Below are 22,706 nucleotides of genomic sequence, written 5' to 3'. Positions count from 1 at the left end.
GGCCGCCGGCTTCCGCGCCGGCGGCCCGACGCCGTGCTCAGGCCGAGCGGCCCGACGCCGTGCTCAGGCCGAGCGGCCCGACGCCGTGCTCAGGCCGAGCGGCCCGACGTCGTGCTCAGGCCGGCTGCGCGCGCCCCGGCCGCCGGCTGTTCAGGCCGCGCAGGCCACCAGCTCGCGGGTGCGGCCGGGCAGATCCGGCGTGCGGTCGGAACAGCGCACCGGGACCACCCGGTGCAGGCCGGTCACCCGCAGCACCCGGGCCACCACCGGGTCGGGGTCGGTGAGCACCAGCTCGCCACCGCGGGCCCGCACCCGCAGGTGGGTGGCGACCAGCGCGCGCACCCCGGCGGCGGAGAGCAGCCGCACACCGGACAGGTCGACCCGCAGCACCGGCCGGGCGGGCGCCGCCCAGAGCGCGGCCCGGAACGCCGTCACGGAGGCGATGTCGATCTCGCCGACCGGACGCAGCTCGACCATGTGATCGTGCACGTCAGTCACCACGTGGAGGCGCTCAACGCTGTGTACCATGCGGCCAAACCTACCCGCCCCCACCGACATTTCCCGACCTCACGGCCGGTGGTTCCGGGTACTGTCCGGGACCCGACCCCGAGCCGTCTCAGGGTCATCCCGCAGTCCCCCGCCACGCCCCCTGGCCGGGGCGAAACGCCGTCGAGGGCTGCCCCACGCGGCGCCGCCGGGCCACAATGAGCCGATGGCCGTCCCCCGCCCGCGTGCCCCACTGCTGATCCGGCCGGTCCGCGAGCCGGCGACCGTGCCGCCACCGCTCACCGGCCCCTGGGCACCCGCCGACACCCGGCTCGACCGGGCCGACCTGCTGCCGCTGCCGGCCGGCGGGCACGGCCCGGAGGACGTCGTGGTCGACGGCGAGGGCCGGGTGGTCAGCGGCGACGAGGACGGCCGGCTCTGGTGGTGGCCGGCCGACTCCCCGCCCGGCACGCCGCCCACCCTGCTGGCCGAGACCGGCGGACGACCGCTGGGCATCGAACGGGATCCGGTCGACGGCGGGTTGCTGGTCTGCGACGCGTACCGGGGGCTGCTGCGGGTCGACCCGGCCGGCCGGGTGCACGAGCTGACCGGGGCCGCGCCGCCGGTGCACCTGGCCGACAACGCGGCGGTGGCCCGCGACGGCACCGTTTACTTCACCGACTCCTCCGACCGGTTCCCGCTCTCGCACTGGAAGCGCGACCTGCTGGAACACCGGCCCAACGGGCGGGTGCTCGCGTACGACAGGCGCACCGGCCGCACCGACGTGGTCGCGGACGGGCTCTACTTCCCCAACGGGCTCGCGCTCACCCCCGACGAGTCGGCGCTGATGCTCGCCGAGACCGCCACCCACCGGCTGCTGCGGGTGGACCTGCCCGGCGGGCGGGCCACAGTGCTCACCGACCTGCCCGCGTATCCGGACAACGTCTCCGGCGTCGGCGACGGCACCTACTGGGTCGCGTTGCCCAGCCCTCGGCTGCGGGCCATGGAGCGGCTGCTGCCGCATCCCCGGGTCCGGCAGATCGTGGCCCTGCTGCCCGGCGCGGTCCAGCCGCAGCCGCGCCGCTACGGGCTGGTCGCGCTTGTCGACGGCACCGGCCGGGTGCTGCGTACGCTGCACGGCCCGAGCGGGGCGTACCCGATGGTCACCGGCGTGCGGCAACACGGCCGCCACCTCTGGCTGGGCAGTCTGACCGCGACCGGCGTGGCCCGCGTCGACCTGGACTGAGCGCGGCGCGGGGCCGGCCCGCGCGGACGCGGGCCGGCCCCGGGGCCGTTCCTCCCCAGGTTCAGCCGCCGCTGTTGCTCCGCGAGGGGGACGGGGCCGGCGACGACCCGCCGGCCACCGCGCCCGGGTGCGGCGTCGGGCTCTGCGTGGGCTTCAGCCCCGCCGGTACGGGCAGCGCGCTGCCCTTGGCGAACTCGTCCCAGCCGACGTTCCAGGCGGTGAAGCCGTTGCCCTGGTCGAGCTTCACCTCGGTGCCCTTGACCGTCACCAGGTCACCGACCTGCGTGAAACCCATCAGCCAGTCCGCGGCGGTGGCCGAGACGTTCGTGCAGCCGTGTGAGGTGTTCGTGGAGCCCTGCTCCCCCTCCGACCACGGCGCCGAGTGGATGAACTCGCCACCCCAGGTCAGCCGCTGGGCGTCGTCCACGTCGACCACGTAGCCGCCGTTTGGTTCGCCCCGCGTGTCGAACGTGGTGTGCTCGTGCTTCTCCATGATCACCATGGTGCCGCTGGACGTCGGCGTGCTCTCCTTGCCGAGACTGACCGGGATCTTCTTGACCGCCTTGCCGTCCTCGTAGACGGTCATCTGCTTGGTCCCGTTGTCGATGTCGAGCGTCACCTGCCGGCCGACCTTGGCGCTCGCGACCCGGTCGGCGTCGCCGACCGTCTCCTTGCCGATGGGCAGCCCCTCCAGTGCGCTGCGCACACTGATCTTGGTGCCCGGTTTCCAGCGGTCCGGTGCCCGGTACTCGGCCTGCTTGCCGTCGGCCACCCAGGACCAGGTGCCGGGCTGCGGCGGGTCGGTCTTCACGAACAGCCGGCGCTGCACATCCGCGCGGGCCTCCTTGGGAATCGGCGGGTCGAATCCGAGCACCACGGGCATCGCCGTCCCGTACGTCTGATTCGGCCGGAAATACAATTCACTGGTGACTGCCGGTTTGGTGGATTTGGCCATCGTCGTGAACGTCGTCTTCTGCGTGGCGGTCCTGCCGGAATCGCCGGTCGCGGTCACCTCGGCCGTGTACGTGCGGGAATTGGCGAGCGGCCGGTCCGGCACCCAGCCGGAGCCGTCCTCGCGGGGCTGAGCCGGCACGGCGTTGCCCTTGTCGTCGGTCAGCTTGACGGCTGTCACCTTGCCGTTGCTCACCCTGGCACCCACCTCCGCGCTGATCGGCACGTCCCGGGTGCGATCGGCCGGCGTCACGGCGACCGACGGCGGCGGGGCCGCCTCGGCCCGCTTCGCCATCGACTTCGGGCCGGCGGTGCACGCGCCGACCGCCAGCGGTGCGGCTGCGACGGTCATCGCGAAAAGCGTCAGTCGGTGCCTCGCAAACATATTTCGCCCCCCATTTCCGAACCCTCTCGCCCACATTCTGTAGGCCCGGGATCGCGCCGTGGCACCTTCGGCGGAATTGCTCGGAAACGGCTGCGCGAATCATGCCGGACAGGCGATACCCGTCCCCGGTTGCGCCCCACGCGCTCTCCGCCCCGGTCCGGCCGCCGACGGTCGATCATGAAGTTACCGGCGCCCGGTGTCCGGTTCCTCCCCGTCAACCTCATGATCGACGGAGCGAGGCGGGAGGGCTTGGAGATCTTGGTACGAGACGGTCCCCATAGGGGCCCGCATAGGGGCACTTTCCTACCAAGATCCGACCCGCTCCACTGCGATCTCGCAGTTGCGGCCCTCGAGAAGGGTGCGAGTCGGGCACATCGTGGGCAGCAAGTGCACGATCGCGGGGCGGGGGCGGGGCGGGGGCGGGGGACGCGCGCGGCCCCGGCCCTCAGGGGGCCGGGGCCGGGTGGCGGACGGGTCAGACGTTGGCTACCAGGAGGGCGGGCTGCTCGACGCAGTCGGCTACGTGGCGCAGGAAGCCGCCGGCCACACCGCCGTCGCAGACGCGGTGGTCGAAGGTGAGGCTGATCTGGGTCACCTTGCGGACGGCGAGCTGCCCGTCCACCACCCACGGCTTGTCCACGATCCGGCCGACGCCGAGCAGCGCCGCCTCCGGGTGGTTGATGATCGGCGTCGAGCCGTCCACGCCGAACACGCCGTAGTTGTTGAGCGTGAACGTCCCCCCGGTCAGCCGGGCCGGCGGCAGCGTGCCGGCCCGGGCCGCCGCAGTGGTCTCGGCGAGCGCGGCGGCCAGCTCCCGGGTGGTGAGCCGCTGCGCGTCACGCAGCACCGGCACGACCAGGCCCCTGTCGGTCTGCGCGGCGATGCCCAGGTGCACACCGGCGGACTGGATGATCCGCTGGCCCTCGGTGTCGACGTGCGCGTTGAGCTGGGGGTACTTCCGCAGGCCGCTGAGGCAGATCCGGGCCAGCAGCGCCAGGATGCTCACCGGCGTGTCAGGCGTGGCCGCGTTGATCGCGGCGCGCGTCTCCAACAGGCCGGTGGCGTCCACGTCGACCCAGATGGTCACCTCGGGGATCTCCCGCCGGCTGCGGGAGAGCTTGTCAGCGATCACCTTGCGGATGCCGGTGAGCGGGATGACCGTGTCGCCGTCACCGGCCGGGGCGAGCCCGACGTGGGCGGCCGGGGCGTCCGGCACCGCGGCCAGCCGGGCAGCCGGAGCGGGGGCGGCCACGGCGGCGTCCAGGTCGGCCCGGCGGATCACACCGCCCGGCCCGGTGCCGCGCAGCGACGCCAGGTCGATGCCGTGCTCCTTGGCCAGCCGCCGCACGATCGGCGAGATGACGAGCGGCGCCACCGCCGGTCCGCCGGTCTGCGGCGACTCAGCCGCGCGGTCCGCCGAGGCGACCGTGCCGGCCTCGGGGGCCAGCGCCAGGCGCGGACGGCGACGCCTACGGCCCGTGCCGCCGTGGCCGGTGCCGTAGCCGATCAGGACGTTGCCGGAGCCGGCCCGCTCCTCCTCGCGGTAGGTGGCGTGCGGGTCGGGCGCGTCGTCGAGCGGGGCGATGGTGATCAGCGGCTGGCCCACCGGGCGCACCTCACCGGCCGCGCCGTGCAGGGCCACGACCCGGCCGGCGTACGGGCACGGCACGTCGACGACGGCCTTGGCGGTCTCCACCTCGACCACGCTCTGGTCCACCGTCACCACGTCGCCGACGGCGACCCGCCACTCGACGATCTCCGCCTCACTCAGCCCTTCCCCGAGGTCGGGCAGGAGGAAGTCCCGGTTCCCCACAGCCGTGGTCATGCCGTGCTGACCGGGCATGCCCTCACGGCCCTCGCTCCGCTCGGTGCGCTCGGTCATGCTGAGCCGGCCGGGCATGCCCTCACGGCCCTCGCTCCGCTCGGTGCGCTCGGTCATGCCGCCACCCACCGCGTGTCGGGCTGGTCGTCCCACTGAAGCCGGGCCACGGTGTCCAGCACCCGGTCGACCGAGGGCAGGTGGGTGTGCTCCAGCATCGGCGCCGGGTACGGGATGTCCAGCCCGGACACCCGCAGCACCGGGGCGTGCAGCGCGTGGAAGCAGCGTTCCTGCACCCGGGCGGCGATCTCCGCGCCGACCCCGGCGAAGCCCTGCGCCTCCTGGATCACCACGCACCGGCCGGTACGGCGTACCGAGGCGGTGACTGTCGCGTCGTCGAACGGCACGATGCTGCGGACGTCGACGACCTCCAGGTCCCAGCCCTCCTCGCGGGCGGCCTCGGCGGCAGCGAGCGCGACAGGCACCGCCGGTCCGTACGCGATCAGGGTGGCGTCGGTGCCGGGGCGGCGCACCACGGCGGTGCCGAGCGGCGCGGTACGGGCCGGCAGCTCCGCCTGGGCGCTGGTGAAGTAGAGCTTCTTGGGCTCCAGGAACACCACCGGGTCGGGGTCGTCGATGGCGGCGCGCAGCAGCGAGTACGCGTCGTCCACGGTGGCCGGCGTGACCACCTTCAGGCCGGGGGTGTGCGCGTAGTACGCCTCGGACGAGTCGCAGTGGTGCTCCACGCCGCCGATGCCACCGGCGTACGGCACCCGGATGACGATCGGCACGCTGAGCGCGCCACGGGTGCGGTTGCGCAGCTTCGCCACGTGCGAGGCGATCTGCTCGAACGCCGGGTACGCGAACGCGTCGAACTGCATCTCCACCACCGGCCGCAGCCCGGACATGGCCAGGCCGACGGCGAACCCGACGATGCCGGCCTCGGCGAGCGGGGTGTCGAAGCAGCGCTTGTCGCCGAAGCGGGCCTGCAGCCCGTCGGTGATCCGGAAGACGCCGCCGAGCTGGCCGACGTCCTCGCCGAACACGACGACCCGCTCGTCGTCGAGCATCGCGTCGGCGAGCGCCGCGTTGAGCGCCTTCGCCATGGTCATGGTGGCCATCAGGCGTCCCCCTCCGCGTCGGCGGCCAGCTCGGCCCGGACCATCTCGCGCTGCTCGACGAGTTGCGGCGTCGGCTCGGCGTACACGTGGTCGAACAGGCTCAGCGGGTCGACTGCGGGCTGGTCGTCCATCCGGCGGCGCAGCGCGGCGGCGTACTCCTCGGCCTCCGCCGCGACGGCCGCGACGGCGGCGTCGTCGAGCGCGCCCTTGGCCCGCAGGTACGCCTCGAGCCGGGCGATCGGGTCGCGGTCGCGCCACGCCTCGACCTCGTCGGCGTCGCGGTAGCGGGTCTGGTCGTCGGCGTTTGTGTGCGGCTCCATCCGGTACGTGTGCGCCTCGACCAGGTAGGGGCCCTTGCCGGCGCGGGCGTGCGCGACGGCGCGTTCCAGCACGGCCAGGACGGCCACCGGGTCGTTGCCGTCGACCTGCTCGCTGGGTACGCCGTAGCCGACGCCCTTGTAGGCGAGGCTCGGCGCGGCGGTCTGCCGCGACAGCGGCACGCTGATCGCGTACTTGTTGTTCTGCACCAGGTAGACCACCGGCGCCTTGAACACGGCGGCGAAGTTGATGCCCTCGTGGAAGTCGCCCTCGCTGGTGGCACCGTCGCCGATGAACGCCAGCGCCACTGTGTCGCGGCCCTGGTACGACTCGCCGTAGGCCAGCCCGGCGGCGTGCACGCACTGGGTGGCAAGCGGCGTGCACTGCGGCGCGGTACGGGTGGCAGCCGGGTCGTACCCGCAGTGCCAGTCGCCGCGCAGCAGCGTGAGCACCTCGACCGGGTCGAGGCCGCGCGCGGTGAGCGCCATCGACTCGCGGTAGGTGGGGAACACCCAGTCGCTGTCGCGCAGCGCGAGGACGCCGCCGATCTGGCAGGCCTCCTGGCCACGCGCGGACGGGTAGACGGCGAGGCGGCCCTGCTTGGTGAGCGCGGTGGCCTGCACGTCGAAGCGGCGGCCGACGACCATCCGCCGGTACATCTCGCGCAGCGTCTCGACCGGCGGCTCCGGGTAGTCGTCGCGGGCCGGCAGCGGGGTCCCGTCGGGTTCGAGCAGCCGGACCGGCTCCCGCTGCGGCATGAAGCCCGCCGACGGGTCGGGTGCGGCCGGGGTGGACTTCCGGCGGGTGCGCGGGGATGCCCTGCGGACCGCCTGGGGTGTGGTCGTCACGGCGGGGACCTCCTGGACGTGTGGTGGCCCTATGCTCCCGGTCGTGGATGATTGACTCAACATGCGGGATGAACGCGGGACGAATGGCATGGGAGGGTGGCCGAGGTGAGCCAGGAGACCGGCGCCACACCGGGCGCGGCGGGCGGAACGGGACGTTCGGCCGGGCCGCTGGACGAGGTGGATCGGCGGATCCTGCGCGAGCTGGTCCGCGACGCCCGCACCTCCATCCGTACGCTCGCCGAACGGGTGCACGTCTCGCGCACAAACGCGTACGCCCGGGTGGAGCGGCTGCTGCGCGACGGGGTGCTGACCGGGTTCACCGCGCGGATCGCGCCGGAGCCGGCCGGGCTGGGCACGTCGGCGTACATCGCGCTCACCATCGAGCAGAACACCTGGCGGGAGGTCTCCGCCGAGCTGGCCCGGGTGCGCTACATCGAGCACGCCGCGCTGCTCAGCGGCGAACACGACGTCCTCGCCCTGGTCCGCGCGCCGGACAACGCGACGTTGCGGGACGTGGTGCTGGACCGGGTGCAGAGCATCGCCGGGGTGCTGTCCACCCGTACCTGGCTGGTGTTCGAGGAGTTCGACGGCACGCAGAGCCCCTGGGACTGACCGCCTCAGCGTTCCGGCGGCGGCTCCAGCCCTTCGGCGTCGGCCCGCTCCAGCAGGGGTGCCAGCGAGTACCGCCGCCCGTCCAGCCCGGCGTGCGGGTCGCCCCGCCCGGCGAACCGCGCGGGCATGCTGACCACGTCGAAGTCCTCCGGGCGGGCGTCGTCCAGCTCGGACCAGTCCAGCGGCGCCGAGACCAGCGCCGCAGGTGTGGGCCGGATCGAGTACGCCGACGTCATGGTGTGGTCGCGTGCCATCTGGTTGTAGTCGACGAAGACCGGCCGGTCCCGCTGGTCGCGCCACCAGGTGGTGGTGACCAGGTCGGGCAGGCGGCGCTGCATCTCCAAGCCGAGCGCCAGCACCGCGCGCCGGCACTCGCCGAAGCTCCAGCGCGGCTCGATGGAGACGTAGACGTGGATGCCGCGCCCGCCGGTGGTCTTCGGGAAGCCCTCCAGGCCCAGCTCGGCCAGGAACGCGCGCACCCCGTGCGCCACCGGCACCACCTGCGCGAAGTCGACACCCGGCATCGGGTCGAGGTCGATGCGCAGCTGGTCGGGGTGTTCCACGTCGGCCTTCGACACCGGCCACGGGTGGAACCGCAGCGTGCCCAGGTTGGCCGCCCAGATCACCACCGCAAGCTCGCTCGGTGCCACCTCGTCGGCGGTACGGCCACTGGGGAACGTGATGTGCGCGGTGCGCACCCAGTCGGGCGCGCCGGCCGGGAGCCGCTTCTGGTAGAACGCGTCGCCCTTGTTTGTCTGCCGGGTGGCCACCTTGGCGCCCTCGAAGACGCCGCGCGGCCAGCGTTCCAGCATGGTCGGCCGGTCCCGCAACGCGCGCAGGATGCCGTCGCCGACGGACAGGAAGTAGTTGACCACGTCCAGCTTGGTCAGCCCGCGCTCCGGGAAGTAGGGCTTGTCGGGGCTGGAGACGCGGACCAGCCGCTCCCCCACCTGGATCTCCTGCGCCGCCGTGGTCGCCACCGTCACACCGTAGCGACCCGGCCCGGCCGTGGAGGCCGGCTCACCGGGACTCCGCCGTCACCGACAGCCGGATCCAGGCGTCCACCCAGGCCCATACCGCCGATTCGCCGGGGTCGGCGCCGAGCATTCCGGCCAGCCCGGCCAGCGTCGAGCCGCAGCGGTCCAGACCGACCCCGGCGAGCCCGGCCGCCGTCGCGCGCAGCCGGTCCGGGAAGGCCGCCGGCAGGTGCCGCAGACCGGTGTGCGCGGCCTGCGCGAGCAGCGCCGACGCAGCACCCAGCGCGGCGGCGACCGGGTCGGGCCGGGCGTCGACCGCGCCGGCCAGCCGCCCGTCGCCGGCCCCAGGTGCCAGATCGGGTACGACCACCGCGTCGGCGACCACTGCCAGTGGCTCGACGACGAGGCCGTCCGCGCCCCGGCGCACCGTTCCGCTGACATAGCGCGGCGGTCCGTGTGTTCCGCCCAGCGCGGCCGCGAGCGCGTCGAGTGCCCCCGGAGCGGCGGCGTGATGGGTGGCGGTGACAGTCGCCGTGCCACCGTCGGCCCCGGTCACCGTGGCGTCGAGGCGCTGCTCACCGGCCGCGTACCCGATGGCACGCACCTCACCGAGCGCGAGCACCCGCACCGCCTCGGCGGCGGTGCGTGGGCGCAGCAGCCGGGGTGGCCGCCCGGCCAGCTCGGCGGCGAGCGCGTCCGGGTCGCGGGCGACCAGGCCGGGCGGCAGGCCGGACCACTCCCCCGCGCCGGGCGTGACTGTGGTGCGGGACAGCCGGCCGGCGGCGAACCGGAGCCGGTGCGCGGCGCTGCGCACCGCCGACTCGGAGACCACGTTGCCGGTGGCGAGCGCGCCGAGCGTGGCGCCGGTGACCCGCCGCCCGGCCAGCTCGTGCCCGGTGGGCGGGCCGTCCTCGGTGACCGGGTAGGCGCGGCGCAGCACCAGCACCGAGACGGCCGCCGGGTGGGCGAGCACCACGTCCACGCCCACCTCGCCGCCGCTGCACCGGACCCGGGCGCCGAGGCCGGTCAGCCGTACCCGCCGCAGCGGCGTCTCCGCCGGCTCGTGGGTGCCCAGCACCCGCTCCGCCGGGGTGGCGCCGGCGTTCACCACCGCGCGCCGCCGGGCGGGCAGCTCGGCAAGCAGGTCGGCGAACGTCTCCGGCCGGTACCGGGCGCCGCGTGCCGCGTACGCCTCCAGCTGCCCCGCGAGGTCCTCCACCGCCAGCAGCGGCCAGCGCAGACCGGCCGCGTCGAGGTCACGCCGGACCGCAGCGAGCCGGGCGTCCACGCCGGAGCCCAGGTGCGCGGCCCCGGTCAGCAGCACATCCGAGGCGAGCGCCACAGCCGCGTCCAGCGCCGGATGCTCCGTCACGGTGACGGTGCCGCCGACACGTACCTGGGCCTCCTGACGGTCCGGGTGTTCCCGGTCGGCCGCCCGGCACGCCCACACCGCGAGCGCGATCGACTCGCCGCCGTCGTCGGCCGCGTCGCCGCGCGCGTACCCGATCTGGCCGGGCACCAGGAACCGGACGGTGCCGGCGGGCAGCTCCACGCGCGGGACCGGGTCGGCGGCGTCCGGCCGGTGGACCACGGCGGTGTAGCCGCGCCGCAGCCGTCGTCTCGCGGCGGTGAGAGCCGGGGCGCCGATCGCGGCGGCCAGTTCCTCGTCGGTGACATCGCCCGGCGACCACCGCCACGGCTCGCCCCCGGCCCCGGCGTCCTCCCGGCCCGGTGGGGCCTCCCGATCCGGGGCGGCGTCGTGGCCCGGTGCGGCGTCCCGGTCGGGCGCGGCCCCGCGACCCGGGGCGTCGGCGTGCGTGCGCTGGTAGGTCAGCACGACGGCGAGCAGGTGCCGGCACACGCCCGGCGCGGGGCAGGAGCAGGTCCCGGCCGCCAGGCCACCGCCCACGGGCAGCGTCAGCGTCACCCCGTCCGGGTACGCGGCGCGCACCGCGCCGTCGGCGTCCTCGGTGAGCGCCGGCCGCTCACCGGCGTCGACCTCCCGGATGGCGCGTTTCACCAGGCCACGATTGCTCAGCGCGGCAAGCACGTCCGGGGTGAGCGCGATCAGGTCGTCACGGGTCATCCGGTCCCCCTACCGGCCCACGTGTTCGGCCACGAACGCGGCCAGCTCACCCGGCGTCATGGCGCCTACCGCCGCACCCACGTCGGCCAGCCGTTGCGCGGTGGCCCTGTCGTACGCCGGGTCGGCCTCCTCGTCCAGCGCGGCGAGGGCCAGCACGTGTGTGCCCTGCTCCACGAGCTGCCGCACCGACCGGACCAGACGCCCGGCGTCGCCGCCCTCGTAGAAGTCGGACACCAGCGCGACGATGGCCCGGCGCGGGTTCTCCACCAGTTGCGCCCCGTACGCGACCGCGCGGGCGATGTCGGTGCCGCCTCCGAGCTGCACCTTCATCAGCAGCTCCACCGGGTCGTCCACGTCGGAGGTCAGGTCGACCACGTCGGTGTCGAACGCGACCAGGTGGGTCCGCACGCCCGGCAGCCCCCACAGGCAGGCGGCGGTCACCGCGGCGTGGATCACCGAGCCGAGCATCGAACCGGACTGGTCCACCAGCAGGATCACCTGCCAGCGGTCCAGGTGGCGGCGGGTGCGGGAGAAGAAGTGCGGCTGCCGTACGTGCAGCCGGCGCTCGTCCGGCCGCCAGTGCGCCAGGTTCGCCCGGATGGTGCGCCGTACGTCGAAGTTGCGGGCCTGGCGGAACCGGCTGGGACGTCGCGCCCGCGGCCCGGCGAACGACTGCCGCACCTCGGCGGCCAGCCGCTCCACCAGTTGCCGCACCACCGTCTCGACCAGCTTGCGGGCCAGCCGCAGCACCTGCGGGTCCATCAGGTGCTTGGTGCGCAGCACCGCGTGCAGCAGCGTCGGGTTCGGCTCGACCCGGGCCAGCACCGCCGGGTCGGTGACGACCTCGTGGATGCCGTACCGCTCGACCGCATCGCGTTCCAGCCGCTGCACCGTCTCCTTCGGGAACAGCCGGGTGATGCCGTCCAGCCAGTCCACTGTGGTCAGGCTGGACGGGCCGGACCCGCCGCGCCGCACGTCGCGGCGGCCGAGTTCGGCGTCCCGGCCGTAGAGCCAGTCCAGCGCGGCGTCCCGGCCGGCCGCCTCGGCCGACAGGCCGCCCAGGCTGTCCTGCGCGGCGTCGCCGAGCACCAGCCGCCAGCGTTCCCGCATCGGGTCGGTCACGTCCGGTCCCCCTCCCACAGCCCCTCCCGGGTCAGCACCGCGTCGACCCGCTCCTCCACCGCGCGGGCGGCGGCCACCAGCAGCGGGTCGGCGTCCAGCCGCAGCAGGTCACCGGAGGGCGCGTCTCCGCCGTGCAGCGCCTGCACGTGCCGGGCCACCTCCGCCCGCTCCCGGGGCGGGAACCAGCCGAACGCCTGCCGCAACGCGGGCAGCGCCACCAGGAAGTCGTGCGCGCCCATCGCGGCGAGCAGCTCGTCCACCACTGCCAGCAGCGCCGCGTCACCGGACACGACCTCCTCCCGGGCCAGCGCGAACAGCCCGGACAGCCAGTCCCCGAGCGTGTCCGGCGCGGCCACGGCCCGGACCGCGCGGGCCGCGTCCGGCACGTCCCCCAACGACCAGGCCAGGCCCAGCGCCGCGCCGCGCAGGTCCGGCGGGGCCGCCGCGTCGGCCGCCACCCGCCCCGCCACTGCCAGCGCGCCGTCCCGGTCCAGCCCGAGCGCCGGTCCGGCGTGGCGGACCGCGTCGCGGACCGCGACGAGCGCGGTCAGCCGTCCCGGGTCGGCCGGTGCGGCAGCCGCCCGCACGCCCTCGACGAGCCAGAGCGCGCGGCGTACGGCGGCGGTGATCAGCGCGCCCAGCGGGGCGGTCCCGGCGCTGCCGAGCAGCCCGTCGTGCCGCCACAGGGCCAGCGCCACGGCCAGCGCCCGGCCCAGCGCCCGCAGGTCGGTGACCGAGCCGGTGGCGCGGGCGATCGCGGTGAGCGTCCGGGTGGAGTGCTCGGGCAGCCCGGCCAGCGCGGTGTCGAACAGCGTCGTGGCGAGCGCGTCGACGTCGGCGCCGAGCAGCGTCACCCGCTCCTCGATCCGGGCGGTGACGGCGTCCAGGACGGTCGGCCCGTACCCGCCGGCCTCGATCACCCGGGCCAGCCGGTCCGCCGACGGCGCGGGCGACCAGCGTTCCGTGAGCAGCGCGTCCGCGCCCACGCGCGGGCCGTGCTCGCGCGTGTGGCCGGGTATGTCCAGCAGCCGCAGCCGGTGCAGCAGGCGGCTGCGGGCCAGGTCGTCGGCGACTGTCAGGTCCAGTTCGACCGCCTCGTGCGGATCGATGCGGTGCCGCTTCAGTTCCGCGTCGACGTCGTGCACGAGCGGCGGCAGCGGCGTGTCCGGATGCAGGCGGCCCACCCGGTCGCCGCTGAGCGCGGCCACCATCTCCACGACCACCGGGTGCGCGCCGGGCGTCAGGGTGCCCCGGGTCGCCCACGGCAGCGGCTGGTCGAGCGCGTCGGTGACCAGCGCGGAGACCAGCCCGTCGAGCACGTCGACGCGGCCCGGGTGGGCGTGGCCGCGCAGCCGGGCGAGACCACCGGCCATCGTCCGGGCGGCGATCAGGTCGGCGGTGGAGACGGGCTGCCGCCGAGCGCGCAGCCGGGCCGCCACCGCCTCGGTGAGCGCCTCGGCGGCCCGGCGCGGGCCGTCCTCCCAGACCCGCTGGTAGTACGCCGGGGACGGCATGCCGGACTGGTAGCCGACGAACGCGTCGAGGCGCCGGAACGAGTACGGCACGAGGTAGCTGCCCGCCACCGCGTCGGGCGCCGGGGCGGGCACCTCCGGCCAGTCGTCCTCCTCCGGCCCAGCGCTTTCCGGGCCGGCGGTCAGCCGGACCAGGGCGGGACGGTGGAAGCCGCCGGTCACCACCAGCACCGGCCGGCCGGCGGCCCGGCGGCGGGCGGCGCGTACCCAGCGGGCCATGTACGCCTCGCGGGCGGTGTCGTCCTCCCCCGCCGCCGACTCGCCGCGCAGCACGTCGAAGTACGTGTCCAGCCGCTCGGCCAGCCCGTCGTCGGGGCCGATCTCGAACAGGTGGTCCCAGAGCGCGTCCACGTTGTCCACGGCCAGGGTGGCGCAGAGCCGGCGCACCGCCTCGGCGTACCGCTGGTCGGCGTCGGCGTACCGGTTGGCGCGGTCGCTCAGCGCGGGATGCCACGCGGGCAGGTCGATGAAGCGCACCCGCGCGCCCACCTCCCGACCGGCGGTCAGCGCCACCCACTCCGGCGAGTACGCGCAGAACGGGCTCCAGGACGCGTGCCGCCGGGTGCCGTCGCGGTACGCGGTGAACACGGCGATCGGCAGCTCGTGGTCTCCCAGCAGCTCGTCCATCCGCCCGTTCAGGTCCGCCGGCCCCTCCACCAGCACGTACGCCGGCCGCAGCCGGGCCACGGTTTCGGCGACCAGCCGGGCGCAGGCCGGACTGTGGTGCCGGACGCCGAGGAACGTGACGCCGCCGGGCGCCTCGACGGCGCTCACCCGGGCAGCAGGTGCCGGGCGTCGTGCACCGCCCGCCACTGCGCCCCGGAGCGGCGGGACACCTGCTGCTCCAGGTAGCGGCGCAGCCGGGCCAGGTCCTCCGCGTCGTCCTTCGCGGCGGTGCCGGCCAGGCAGGCGACCAGGTCGGCGGCGTCACCGGGCTCGCCGCGCAGGAACCAGCCGCGCAGCCCGACCGCGTGCGCCACCGACACCGCCTCGGCGGTGCTCATCACCGCGGACAGCCGTTCCATCGCGTCGCCGCGCTCGGTGATCCCGGTCCGCAGCTCCCGGAACGTGGTGACCAGCACCTCCAGCAGGTCCCGCCGGGGCGGCACCGTCACGCCGGAGCGCCGCAGCAACTCGCCCGCCTCGGCCTCGACCAGCTCCAGCTCGGTGCCGAGATCGGGGATCGGGAAGACGGTCTCGAAGTTGAACCGCCGCTTCAGCGCGGCGCTCATCTCGTTGACGCCCCGGTCCCTGGTGTTAGCGGTGGCGATCACGTTGAACCCCTCGCGGGCGAAGACCATGGCGTCGGCGCCCGGCAGCTCCGGGATGGCGAGCACCCGGTCGGACAACGGGGAGAGGAGGCAGTCCTGCACCTCCAGCGGACAGCGGGTGATCTCCTCGAAGCGGACCACCCGCCCCTCGGCCATGCCGCGCAGCAGCGGCGCCGGCACCAGCGCGCGCGGCGACGGTCCGTCCGCCACCAGCAGCGCGTAGTTCCACGAGTAGCGGATCTGGTCCTCGGTGGTCGCCGCGCCGCCCTGGATGGTCAGCGTGGAGTCGCCGCTCACCGCTGCCGCGAGCAGCTCCGACAGCAGCGACTTCGCGGTGCCCGGCTCGCCGACGAGCATCAGCCCGCGGCTGGTCGCCAGCGCCACCAGCGCCCGGTCGATCAGCGACGGGTCCCCGACGAACTTGCGCCGGATCCCGGCCGCCGGGTCGCCGAGGATGAAGCGGCGCGCGGCGCGCAGGCTCAGCCGCCAGCCCGGCGGGCGCGGATCGCCGTCGGCGGCGGCCAGCGCGGCCAGCTCGTCGGCGTACCGCACCTCGGCCGGGGGCCGCTGCGCCCGCTCGACGGCCGGGTCGAGCGCGGTCACCGGGTCACCTCCGCCAGGTCGCGCAGCACCTCGGAGACGGTGACGTCGTCCAGGTCGCGGAGGCGGACCTTGCCGCCGCGCTGGAACCAGTCGCCGTACGGCACGTCGTTGACCCAGATCGCCTCGATCTTCTGGTCGGGGAACATGTCCACCAGGCCGACCGCGATGCCGGGGTCGAGATCGATCACCACGGCCCGGCCGCCGGGGACCTCGCGTTCCAGCCAGCTCTGGATGCCGGCATCCTGCGGTGAGCCGCGCCGCCAGCCCCGCCGTTCCAGGCTGAGCAGCCGGCCGGCCGGGACGGTGACGCCCATGTGCCGGTGCAGCAGCTTCTCCTTACGCTCGGCCTCGTCCAGCCGGTACACCTCGCGGCCGAGCTGCGGGAAGGGCTGGAGGATCTCGTAGTCGGCGAACACCTCCGCCCAGGCCGGCACCGCCGCGCCGAGGCGCAGCGGGTGCGCGATGGTGACAGTGGCGTCGTCCGGCAGCGCGTACGTCTCGTCGTCGACGTCGGCGAGCGTGCGGTCCTCGGCCACCCGGAACGCGGTGCCCACCTGCCCGGCGCCGTCCACTGTGGCCCACACCAGCCGGCGCACGACGTGCCACAGCAGCGGGTGGGACAGGAAGTAGCGGCGGAAGTCCGCGGCCGGCCAGCGCCGCCCGGTCACCATGGCCGTCTCGAACCGGCGGATCTGGTCGGCGGCGAGCGTGCGCACGTCCTTCTTCAGCCCGGCGAAACGCTTGTGCGCGGCGGGCGCCAGCGTGGCGTCGTCCCGGGCGCCGGGCTTGGGCAGGTCCTTGCGGCGGGCGCCGACGCCGTCCACCACGTACGGCTTGAGCTGCTCGTCGAAGCCGACTGTGAACCGGCGCGGCCCGTAGTCGAGGACCAGGCTGCCGTCGGCGTCCAGCCCGAGGTCGGGCACCAGCCGGTCGCCGAGCTGCTCGGGCGTCAGGCCCAGCCCGTCGGAGACCTCGGTGACCTTGCGCGCCGCCTGCTCCCGCAGTCCCCGGAACTTCACCTTCTGTGAGATGCCGTAGAGGTGCATCAGCGCCACATCGGTGCCGATCTGTGCCAGCACCTCCAGACCGGTCACCGCCCGGGCGTGCTGGCTCTCGCCCGGCCAGGCCCGGATCAGCGGCGCGAGCCGCCGGGCGGTCGAGTCGTCACCGAGCAGCCCCAGCGCGGTGAACGCCCAGCCGTCCTTCGACGGCGCGCCGGCGCCCTGCCAGCTCTCGAACAGCGCCCAGGCGAACTCCGCCAGGGAGTCGGTGTCACATGTCGCACGGACGATCTCCATCCCCGGGTACGGCTCGCCGGGCGCGGAGATGGCGAGCATGGTGCAGAGGTGGCGTACCGCGTCGGCGGGCAGCGCCGCCGAGCGGTCCCGCAGCAGCACCTGCGGCAGCACCGCCGGGTCCAGCCACGCCGGCAGGCTCGGCATCCGGGCCGGGAGCTGGGCCAGCGGGTCGGCGTCGAGCATCGCCGTGGCGGCGGCGAGCGCCTCCTCGCCGTGCTCGCGGGCCACGCCGAGGAGCGTGTCGCGGTGTTCGGCGGCGACCAGGCGCAACGCCCGCTCGGCGGCCCGGCGATGCGGGCCGGGCGTGCCCAGGGCGGCCGGCAGCAGCGCCCGCATGGCGTACTCCGGGTGCCGCCGCAGCCAGGCCCGGGCGACCGGGCGGGCCGTCTTGAGCCGGTCGAGCCAGTCGGCCATCAGGTCGGCCACCTCACCGTCGGCGTACGGCAGCAGCACCTCCCCGACGCTCTTCGGCGCGGTACGGGCCAGGTGCAGCGCGGTGGGCAGCGCGTCCAGCTCGTAGCGCCCGGCGAGGCGGGACATCCACTCGTCGGCGCCCCAGGACTCGGTGGGCCGCCAGGCCGGCAGCAGCGGCCGGGCCAGTTCCTCGGTGGCCCGGACGAAGAAGTGGATCTCCGCCGACGATCCGGCCCGCCCGGCGGCGACCTCGACGGCCAGCCCGCTCAGGTCGTCGCCCCGCCACCAGCCGGACCAGCGGGGCACGACAGCGGCCCACCGCTCCCGCTCGCCCGGCAGCCAGGCCATGGCGGACCCGGCGGGCCGGTCCAGCCCACCCACCACCGGCGGGGTGGTTCGTGAACGCCGCACCGTCCAGGGCGGGGACACGAGCACCGGCGGCAGCCGGTCCGGCCCGGCCACGGGCAGCGCGGACGCCTCGTCACGGACCCTCTTGAGGAGTTCCCGCCGCGCCGGATCCAGCGCCGGCAGCGCCGCCTCGACGGCGGCCGGATTGGCCAGCACGTGGGCACGCAGCAGGGTGGCGGCCTCCCGCGAGGCCGGGCCGCGGCCCTCGGCGGCGGCGGCCAGCAGGCGTACGCCGCGCACCGGGAAGCGGCGCACCACCTCCAGTACGGCGGGCGGGACGTATCTGCGGTCCAGCCGGTCGAGCAGCACCGTCATCGGCTCGTCGCCGGGCAGGGCGGCGAGCAGCGACACGAGCATCCTGTGCCCGTCCGAGCGGGTGTGCTCGTGGTCGAACCACCCGCCCAGCACGGGCGCTATCGGCGGTCCGACCGCTTCCGTGGCGGTGACCGCGAACGCGTGGTCCTGCGTCAACCGGTACACCGACAGCGAGTCGGCGAGGGCGTGGATCGCGTCCGCGTCGTCGACGGCGCACACCAGCAGCCCGGCCAGCGTCTGCCCGCCGGCCCGGGACACGGCGGCGACGTCCTCGGCCACCCACTCCCGTTCGGTGGGCAGCAGGAAGGACGTGACCACCCGTTGCGGCAACGAGCCGGACCGGTACGGGGCGAGCGCGGCGCGGGCCGCGGCGTAGTCGGCGTCGCCGGCCGCCGCGAGGTGCGCGCGGACCCGGCGCAGCACGGCCTGGCGCAGGTGCCAGTGGCCGAAGTGTTCCGGATCCTTCTTCTCCGCGCGGCGCAGCGGAAGCGAGGGCGTCGACCCGCCTGTCACCATGCTCACGGTGATCTGCTCGGTCGCGGCGACCGCCGCGCCGGCCGGGCCGAGATCGGCGACGAGCAGGTCGGCGAGGGCCACTCCCTGCTGGCTGCGGCCGTGGTAGCCGAGCCGCGCGACCACTGCCACCACCAGCGCGGCCCCGCCCAGCGGGCCGGGCTCGCCGTCGAGGTAGCGGCGCAGCGCCGGGCCCAGCTCCGGGTCGTCGGTGTCCCGCGCGGTGACGGCGACCGGGTCGGCCACCGAGTCCAGCACCTTCCGGCCGGCGGCGCGACCCTTCGCGGCGGACGGGAGGGCCGGGCCGGGCGTGCCGCCCCGGCGCGGGATCAGCATCCGCCGCCAGGCGGCCGGAACCTCGAACACGTCCTCGTCCGGCAGCCCGCCTGCGGGCGACGTGGCCGGCGACGCCCCGGCCGGGCCGCCACCGGTCGAACCCACACCGGCCGCTTCCGGGTCGTGGCTCGGCTCGGTCGGTTCGGCGGCGGGCACTCCGGTCTGCCCGGCGGCGGGCGCGGCGCTCGTCTCGGCGTACCCCTTGCGCAGTTTCTCCGCGATCAGCCGGTCGGCGTGCGCGGCGGCCTCGGCCGGCGAACCCAGCTCCTTGACCTGTGTGCGGCCCTGCGCGCCGAGGGATCCATAGCGGACCGTCACCGTCGCGTCGCGCTGCCCGACCGCCCAGAACTTGGCCGAACCGCCGCCCACGAACTCGAATCTGCGCACACCGTCTCCTTGATCGCCCGCAGTGTGCGGGGACCATAACCGGCCCCACCGACACCCGTGACGCCGCCGGGGCGCTACTCGCCGCGCAGGGGCGTCACGGTCCGGTCCGGGCCGCCCACCCGGCCGGCAGCAGTGCTCCCAGCACTGCCGTCAGCGGCCCGCGGGCCTCGTGAGTCCCGGTTCGCCGGAGGACTGAACGGCCCGGCGGCGCCACCCGTCCGGCACGGTTATCCCCGGTCGAGCCCGGGTACCGGGTGCCGCATGGCGGAGTTGGCATCGCTCTGGATCATCCGGCACGGCGAGAGCACGGCGAACGTGGCGGCCACGGCGGCCGAGACGTCCGGCGCCGAGCTGATCGACCTCACCCACCGGGACGCGGACGTGCCGCTGTCGACGACCGGCGAGGAGCAGGCGCGGGCGACCGGCCGCTGGCTGGCCGGGCTGCCGGAATCGAGGCGGCCGGACGTGGCGGTGGTGTCGCCGTACCTGCGGGCGGTGCGCACGGCCGAGCTGGCGCTCGACGGCACCGGGATCCCGGCCCGCGTCGACGAGCGGCTGCGCGACCGGGAACTGGGCATCCTCGACGGGCTCACCGCCCACGGCGTGACCCGGCGCCACCCGGAGGAGGCGCAGCGGCGTACCCGGCTGGGCAAGTTCTACTACCGGCCGCCCGGCGGCGAGTCGTGGACCGACGTGGCGCTGCGGCTGCGGGCGCTGCTCGGCGACCTGCGCCGCGACCACGACGGGGGCCGGGTGCTGCTGTTCGGCCACGACGCGCTGGTCTTCCTGCTGCGCTATCTGGTGGAAGGGCTCACCGAGGCGGAGCTGATGGCGCTGACCCGCGAGCACGTGATCGCCAACTGCTCGGTCACCGGCTGGCACGCCGACGACGCGGGACGGCTCGTGCCGGACGTGTTCAACGACATCGACCACCTGCACCGGCAGGGGGCGAAGCCCACCAGGGAGGACGAGGTAAATGCCGAGCCGGTCTGACGTGATCACCCCCGCGCTGCTGCGGGACTGGGCGCTGCCGGTGCCCACCGGCGGCAAGGAGGCGCGCGGCACCGTGCTGGTGGTCGGCGGCTCCCGGTTCACCCCCGGCGCGGTGCTGCTCGCCGGGGTGGCCGCGCTGCGCGCCGGGGCCGGGGTGCTCCAGCTCGCCGCGGCCGAGTCCACTGCGGCGTCGCTGAGCATCCAGGTGCCCGAGGCACTGGTGGTCGGCCTGCCGGAGACCGACGACGGCGCGGTGCGCGGCGACCCGGGGGACCGCCTCGGCGGCCTGGTCGCCGAGGCGGACGTGGTAACCGTCGGCCCCGGGCTGAGGGACATCGACGCCACCGGAGAGCTGCTGCGCCTGGTCCTGGACGCGGCCGGCCGGGAGACCGCGCTGGTGCTCGACGCGTACGCGCTCGGCGCGCTCAGCCACGCGCCGGACCTGCTGGCCGGCTCCGGCCGCAAGGTGGTGCTCACCCCCAACCTCACCGAGGCCCGGCACCTGCTGGGCCGCGACCCGGGCGACGACCTCGACGCCGAGGCGGTGGAGCTGGCCGGCCGGTACGACGCGGTCGTCTCGCTGTACGGCCACATCGCGACACCGGACGGCCGGGCCTGGCGGGAGGAGAGCGGGGACGCCGGCCTGGGCACCTCGGGCAGCGGCGACGTGCGGTCCGGCCTGCTCGCGGGCCTGCTCTCCCGGGGCGCCGACCCGGCGCAGGCGGCCTGCTGGGCGGCGTTCGCGCACGCGGTGAGCGGTCAGCGGCTGGTCCCCCGGTACGGGCGGATCGGCTTCCTGGCCCGGGAGCTGCTGGACGAGATCCCCTACACGATCGCCACCGTCTGACGATCCACAGCACCCGCTCGCGAGGCGTGTAACACCCCGGAGGGTGGCGGCGCTGGTCCGGGCGAGGCCGGTACTTCGCCGTGCCTCCGCCCGGACCGCAGCCCGCCGAGGGATGCGGTCCACCCGCACGAACCCCTGGGAGTCTGTGTGAACAACCTCCGTCGCAAGACACTCGCCGCGGCGTCGGCAGTGACGCTCGGCGCCGGGCTCGCCCTCGCGGGCGGCACGGCACCGGCCGCGGCCGTCGGCCCGGAAACCTCTTATCTGGTGCTCGCCCCGCAGGGCAACAGCACCGCCAAGGCCGCCGCCCGCGTGGCGGCCGCCGACGGCACCGTGGTGGCCGCGTACGACAAGATCGGCGTGCTGGTCGTGCGCTCGTCCGCCCCGGACTTCGCCACCCGCGTGGCGGGCGCCGGCGTCGAGTCGGTCGCCTCCACCGCCGGCCTGGGCACCGCCCTGAACGAGGGCGAGACGGTCGAGGTGCCGGCCGCCGCCGTCGCCGCGGCCACCGGCGACCCGACCGCCGAGCCGCTCTACGGCCAGCAGTGGGACATGGACATGATCCGCGTCCCGCAGGCGCACTCGGTCACCGGCGGCAGCCCGTCGGTGGTCGTGGGTGTGCTGGACAGCGGCATCTCCAGCAGCCACCCGGACCTGGCGACCCAGATCGCCAGGGACAAGAGCGCCTCCTGCGTGGGCGGCGTCCCGAACACCGCCGAGGCCGCGTGGAACCCCACCACCAGCGACCACGGCACCCACGTGGCGGGCACCATCGCCGCCGCGGTCAACGGCGTCGGTGTCACCGGTGTCGCCCCGGGCGTCAAGGTGGCCGCCGTCAAGGTGGTCAACGACGACGGCTACATCTTCCCGGAGGCGGCGGTCTGCGGGTTCATGTGGGCCGCCGAGCACGGCATGCGGCTCACCAACAACAGCTACTACATCGACCCGTGGGAGCTGAACTGCCGCAACGACGCGCGTCAGCGCCCGGTGTGGAAGGCCGTGCAGCGGGCCCTGCGCTACTCGCAGTCCCAGGGTGTGCTGCACGTCGCGTCGGCCGGCAACTCGAACTACGACCTGGCCCACAAGATCACCGACACCGGCAGCCCGAACAACGGCACGCCGGAGGAGCGGGAGAACCTGACGAACGCCTGCCTCGACCTGCCGGCCGAGGCCCCGGGCGTGGTGACCGTCGCCGCCGTCGGCCCGACCGGTGAGAAGAGCTACTACTCCTCGTACGGCCAGGGCGTGATCGACGTGACCGCGCCGGGTGGCGACACCCGGTTCCGAACCCAGGGCGCCCGCTCGACGTCCACCGACGGCATCCTGTCCACCACCTTCAACACCGTCACCCGCACCAACGGGTGGGGCTACAAGCAGGGCACCTCGATGTCCGGCCCGCACGCCACCGGCGTCGCGGCGCTGGCGCTGTCCGCGCACCCGGGCATGACCCCGGGTCAGCTCTCCTCCTTCCTGGAGCGCACGGCGGTGGCGAAGCCCTGCCCGTCGGGCGTCTACAACCCGGTGCCGCTGATCCCGGCGGGCCCGAACGCGTACGACGCGACCTGCTCCGGCGGGAACCGCAACGGTTTCTACGGCGCCGGCGTCGTCGACGCGTACAACGCGGTCAAGTAACCCGAACCCGCGTGGACCGGGCCCGGCGAGCACGCCGGGCCCGGTCCGTTTGTCCTGGTCGGGTGCCGGGTAGGGGGGCACCGTCAGCCGACTTAGAGGTCCTAACTTTTTGAGGGTGGGCGTAACCGACTGGATGTGAGGGTCGTTTCGTCTGAACGTGAGGAGGGGTGAGCAGCCGCCGTGGAT

The 22,706-nt window shown here is 75.1% G+C and carries 16 protein-coding genes; 5 read left to right on the top strand and 11 right to left on the bottom strand.

Features of this window, described 5'->3' with window-relative positions; all coding sequences use genetic code 11:
- Positions 1-150: 150 nt before the first annotated feature.
- Positions 151-528: an STAS domain-containing protein gene (locus tag AB0C17_RS28755; RefSeq protein WP_357387667.1), complete on the bottom strand. Its 378-nt coding sequence runs from the start codon at positions 526-528 to the stop codon at positions 151-153.
- A gap of 184 nt (positions 529-712) precedes the next feature.
- On the opposite strand from AB0C17_RS28755, the gene AB0C17_RS28750 reads away from it, so the two are divergent.
- Positions 713-1,732, top strand: a complete 1,020-nt coding sequence (locus AB0C17_RS28750; protein ID WP_357387669.1) for an SMP-30/gluconolactonase/LRE family protein — start codon at positions 713-715, stop codon at positions 1,730-1,732.
- 61 nt (positions 1,733-1,793) lie between these two features.
- Here AB0C17_RS28750 and AB0C17_RS28745 read toward each other — a convergent pair whose 3' ends face one another.
- From AB0C17_RS28745 to pdhA, 4 genes are all read right to left on the bottom strand, one after another.
- Entirely contained in the window at positions 1,794-3,068 is a 1,275-nt protein-coding gene (locus AB0C17_RS28745) for an Ig-like domain-containing protein (protein ID WP_357481365.1), read from the bottom strand.
- A 475-nt stretch (positions 3,069-3,543) separates the two neighbouring features.
- Entirely contained in the window at positions 3,544-4,893 is a 1,350-nt protein-coding gene (locus tag AB0C17_RS28740) for a dihydrolipoamide acetyltransferase family protein (protein WP_357387836.1), read from the bottom strand.
- Between the two features lie 110 nt (positions 4,894-5,003).
- Positions 5,004-6,008 (bottom strand): alpha-ketoacid dehydrogenase subunit beta, encoded by a 1,005-nt coding sequence (locus tag AB0C17_RS28735; RefSeq protein ID WP_357481362.1) that lies wholly within the window; start codon positions 6,006-6,008, stop codon positions 5,004-5,006.
- A complete protein-coding gene (pdhA, locus tag AB0C17_RS28730) occupies positions 6,008-7,207 on the bottom strand; it encodes a pyruvate dehydrogenase (acetyl-transferring) E1 component subunit alpha (protein ID WP_357481368.1) in 1,200 nt (399 codons plus the stop codon). The genes AB0C17_RS28735 and pdhA overlap by 1 nt, the downstream gene beginning before the upstream one ends.
- A gap of 72 nt (positions 7,208-7,279) precedes the next feature.
- Here pdhA and AB0C17_RS28725 point away from each other — a divergent pair, with 72 nt between their 5' ends.
- Positions 7,280-7,786: an Lrp/AsnC family transcriptional regulator gene (locus AB0C17_RS28725; protein ID WP_262011709.1), complete on the top strand. Its 507-nt coding sequence runs from the start codon at positions 7,280-7,282 to the stop codon at positions 7,784-7,786.
- 5 nt (positions 7,787-7,791) lie between these two features.
- On the opposite strand, the gene AB0C17_RS28720 is transcribed toward AB0C17_RS28725, so the two are convergent.
- The 6 genes from AB0C17_RS28720 to AB0C17_RS28695 are packed head-to-tail and all read right to left on the bottom strand — an operon-like array spanning position 7,792 to position 19,048.
- Positions 7,792-8,772 (bottom strand): DNA primase small subunit domain-containing protein, encoded by a 981-nt coding sequence (locus AB0C17_RS28720; protein ID WP_357481358.1) that lies wholly within the window; start codon positions 8,770-8,772, stop codon positions 7,792-7,794.
- Positions 8,773-8,806: 34 nt separating this feature from the next.
- Positions 8,807-10,849: an SWIM zinc finger family protein gene (locus AB0C17_RS28715; RefSeq protein ID WP_357481355.1), complete on the bottom strand. Its 2,043-nt coding sequence runs from the start codon at positions 10,847-10,849 to the stop codon at positions 8,807-8,809.
- Positions 10,850-10,858: 9 nt separating this feature from the next.
- Complete coding sequence (locus AB0C17_RS28710) at positions 10,859-11,971, bottom strand: VWA domain-containing protein (protein ID WP_357481352.1); 1,113 nt, start codon at positions 11,969-11,971, stop codon at positions 10,859-10,861.
- Entirely contained in the window at positions 11,968-14,277 is a 2,310-nt protein-coding gene (locus AB0C17_RS28705) for a DUF5682 family protein (protein ID WP_357481348.1), read from the bottom strand. The genes AB0C17_RS28710 and AB0C17_RS28705 overlap by 4 nt, the downstream gene beginning before the upstream one ends.
- On the bottom strand, positions 14,274-15,377 hold the full coding sequence (locus tag AB0C17_RS28700; protein WP_357471267.1) for an AAA family ATPase: 1,104 nt from the start codon (positions 15,375-15,377) through the stop codon (positions 14,274-14,276). Before AB0C17_RS28700 ends, AB0C17_RS28705 begins: the two co-directional genes overlap by 4 nt.
- On the bottom strand, positions 15,374-19,048 hold the full coding sequence (locus tag AB0C17_RS28695) for a DUF4132 domain-containing protein (protein ID WP_357481345.1): 3,675 nt from the start codon (positions 19,046-19,048) through the stop codon (positions 15,374-15,376). Before AB0C17_RS28695 ends, AB0C17_RS28700 begins: the two co-directional genes overlap by 4 nt.
- Before the next feature lie 261 nt (positions 19,049-19,309).
- Here AB0C17_RS28695 and AB0C17_RS28690 point away from each other — a divergent pair, with 261 nt between their 5' ends.
- The 3 genes from AB0C17_RS28690 to AB0C17_RS28680 all read left to right on the top strand — a co-directional run bounded on the left by AB0C17_RS28690 (position 19,310) and on the right by AB0C17_RS28680 (position 22,520).
- Positions 19,310-20,041, top strand: coding sequence for a histidine phosphatase family protein (locus AB0C17_RS28690; RefSeq protein ID WP_357481342.1), 732 nt, complete (start codon positions 19,310-19,312; stop codon positions 20,039-20,041).
- On the top strand, positions 20,025-20,888 hold the full coding sequence (locus tag AB0C17_RS28685; protein ID WP_357481339.1) for an NAD(P)H-hydrate dehydratase: 864 nt from the start codon (positions 20,025-20,027) through the stop codon (positions 20,886-20,888). The genes AB0C17_RS28690 and AB0C17_RS28685 overlap by 17 nt, the downstream gene beginning before the upstream one ends.
- 147 nt (positions 20,889-21,035) lie before the next feature.
- Positions 21,036-22,520: a S8 family serine peptidase gene (locus AB0C17_RS28680; RefSeq protein ID WP_357481336.1), complete on the top strand. Its 1,485-nt coding sequence runs from the start codon at positions 21,036-21,038 to the stop codon at positions 22,518-22,520.
- Positions 22,521-22,706: the final 186 nt, after the last annotated feature.

Source organism: Micromonospora sp. NPDC048887, from assembly GCF_040649715.1.
In the GTDB taxonomy this organism is placed as follows: domain Bacteria; phylum Actinomycetota; class Actinomycetes; order Mycobacteriales; family Micromonosporaceae; genus Micromonospora.
This window is presented reverse-complemented; position numbering and strand designations above follow the sequence as displayed.

What these genes read in the sequence shown, in the direction of transcription:
- AB0C17_RS28755 (WP_357387667.1), bottom strand. Translation starts at nt 528, where the DNA reads ATGGTACACAGCGTTGAGCGCCTCCACGTGGTGACTGACGTGCACGAT.
- AB0C17_RS28750 (WP_357387669.1), top strand. Translation starts at nt 713, where the DNA reads ATGGCCGTCCCCCGCCCGCGTGCCCCACTGCTGATCCGGCCGGTCCGC.
- AB0C17_RS28745 (WP_357481365.1), bottom strand. Translation starts at nt 3,068, where the DNA reads ATGTTTGCGAGGCACCGACTGACGCTTTTCGCGATGACCGTCGCAGCC.
- AB0C17_RS28740 (WP_357387836.1), bottom strand. Translation starts at nt 4,893, where the DNA reads ATGACCACGGCTGTGGGGAACCGGGACTTCCTCCTGCCCGACCTCGGG.
- AB0C17_RS28735 (WP_357481362.1), bottom strand. Translation starts at nt 6,008, where the DNA reads ATGGCCACCATGACCATGGCGAAGGCGCTCAACGCGGCGCTCGCCGAC.
- AB0C17_RS28715 (WP_357481355.1), bottom strand. Translation starts at nt 10,849, where the DNA reads ATGACCCGTGACGACCTGATCGCGCTCACCCCGGACGTGCTTGCCGCG.
- AB0C17_RS28690 (WP_357481342.1), top strand. Translation starts at nt 19,310, where the DNA reads ATGGCGGAGTTGGCATCGCTCTGGATCATCCGGCACGGCGAGAGCACG.
- AB0C17_RS28685 (WP_357481339.1), top strand. Translation starts at nt 20,025, where the DNA reads ATGCCGAGCCGGTCTGACGTGATCACCCCCGCGCTGCTGCGGGACTGG.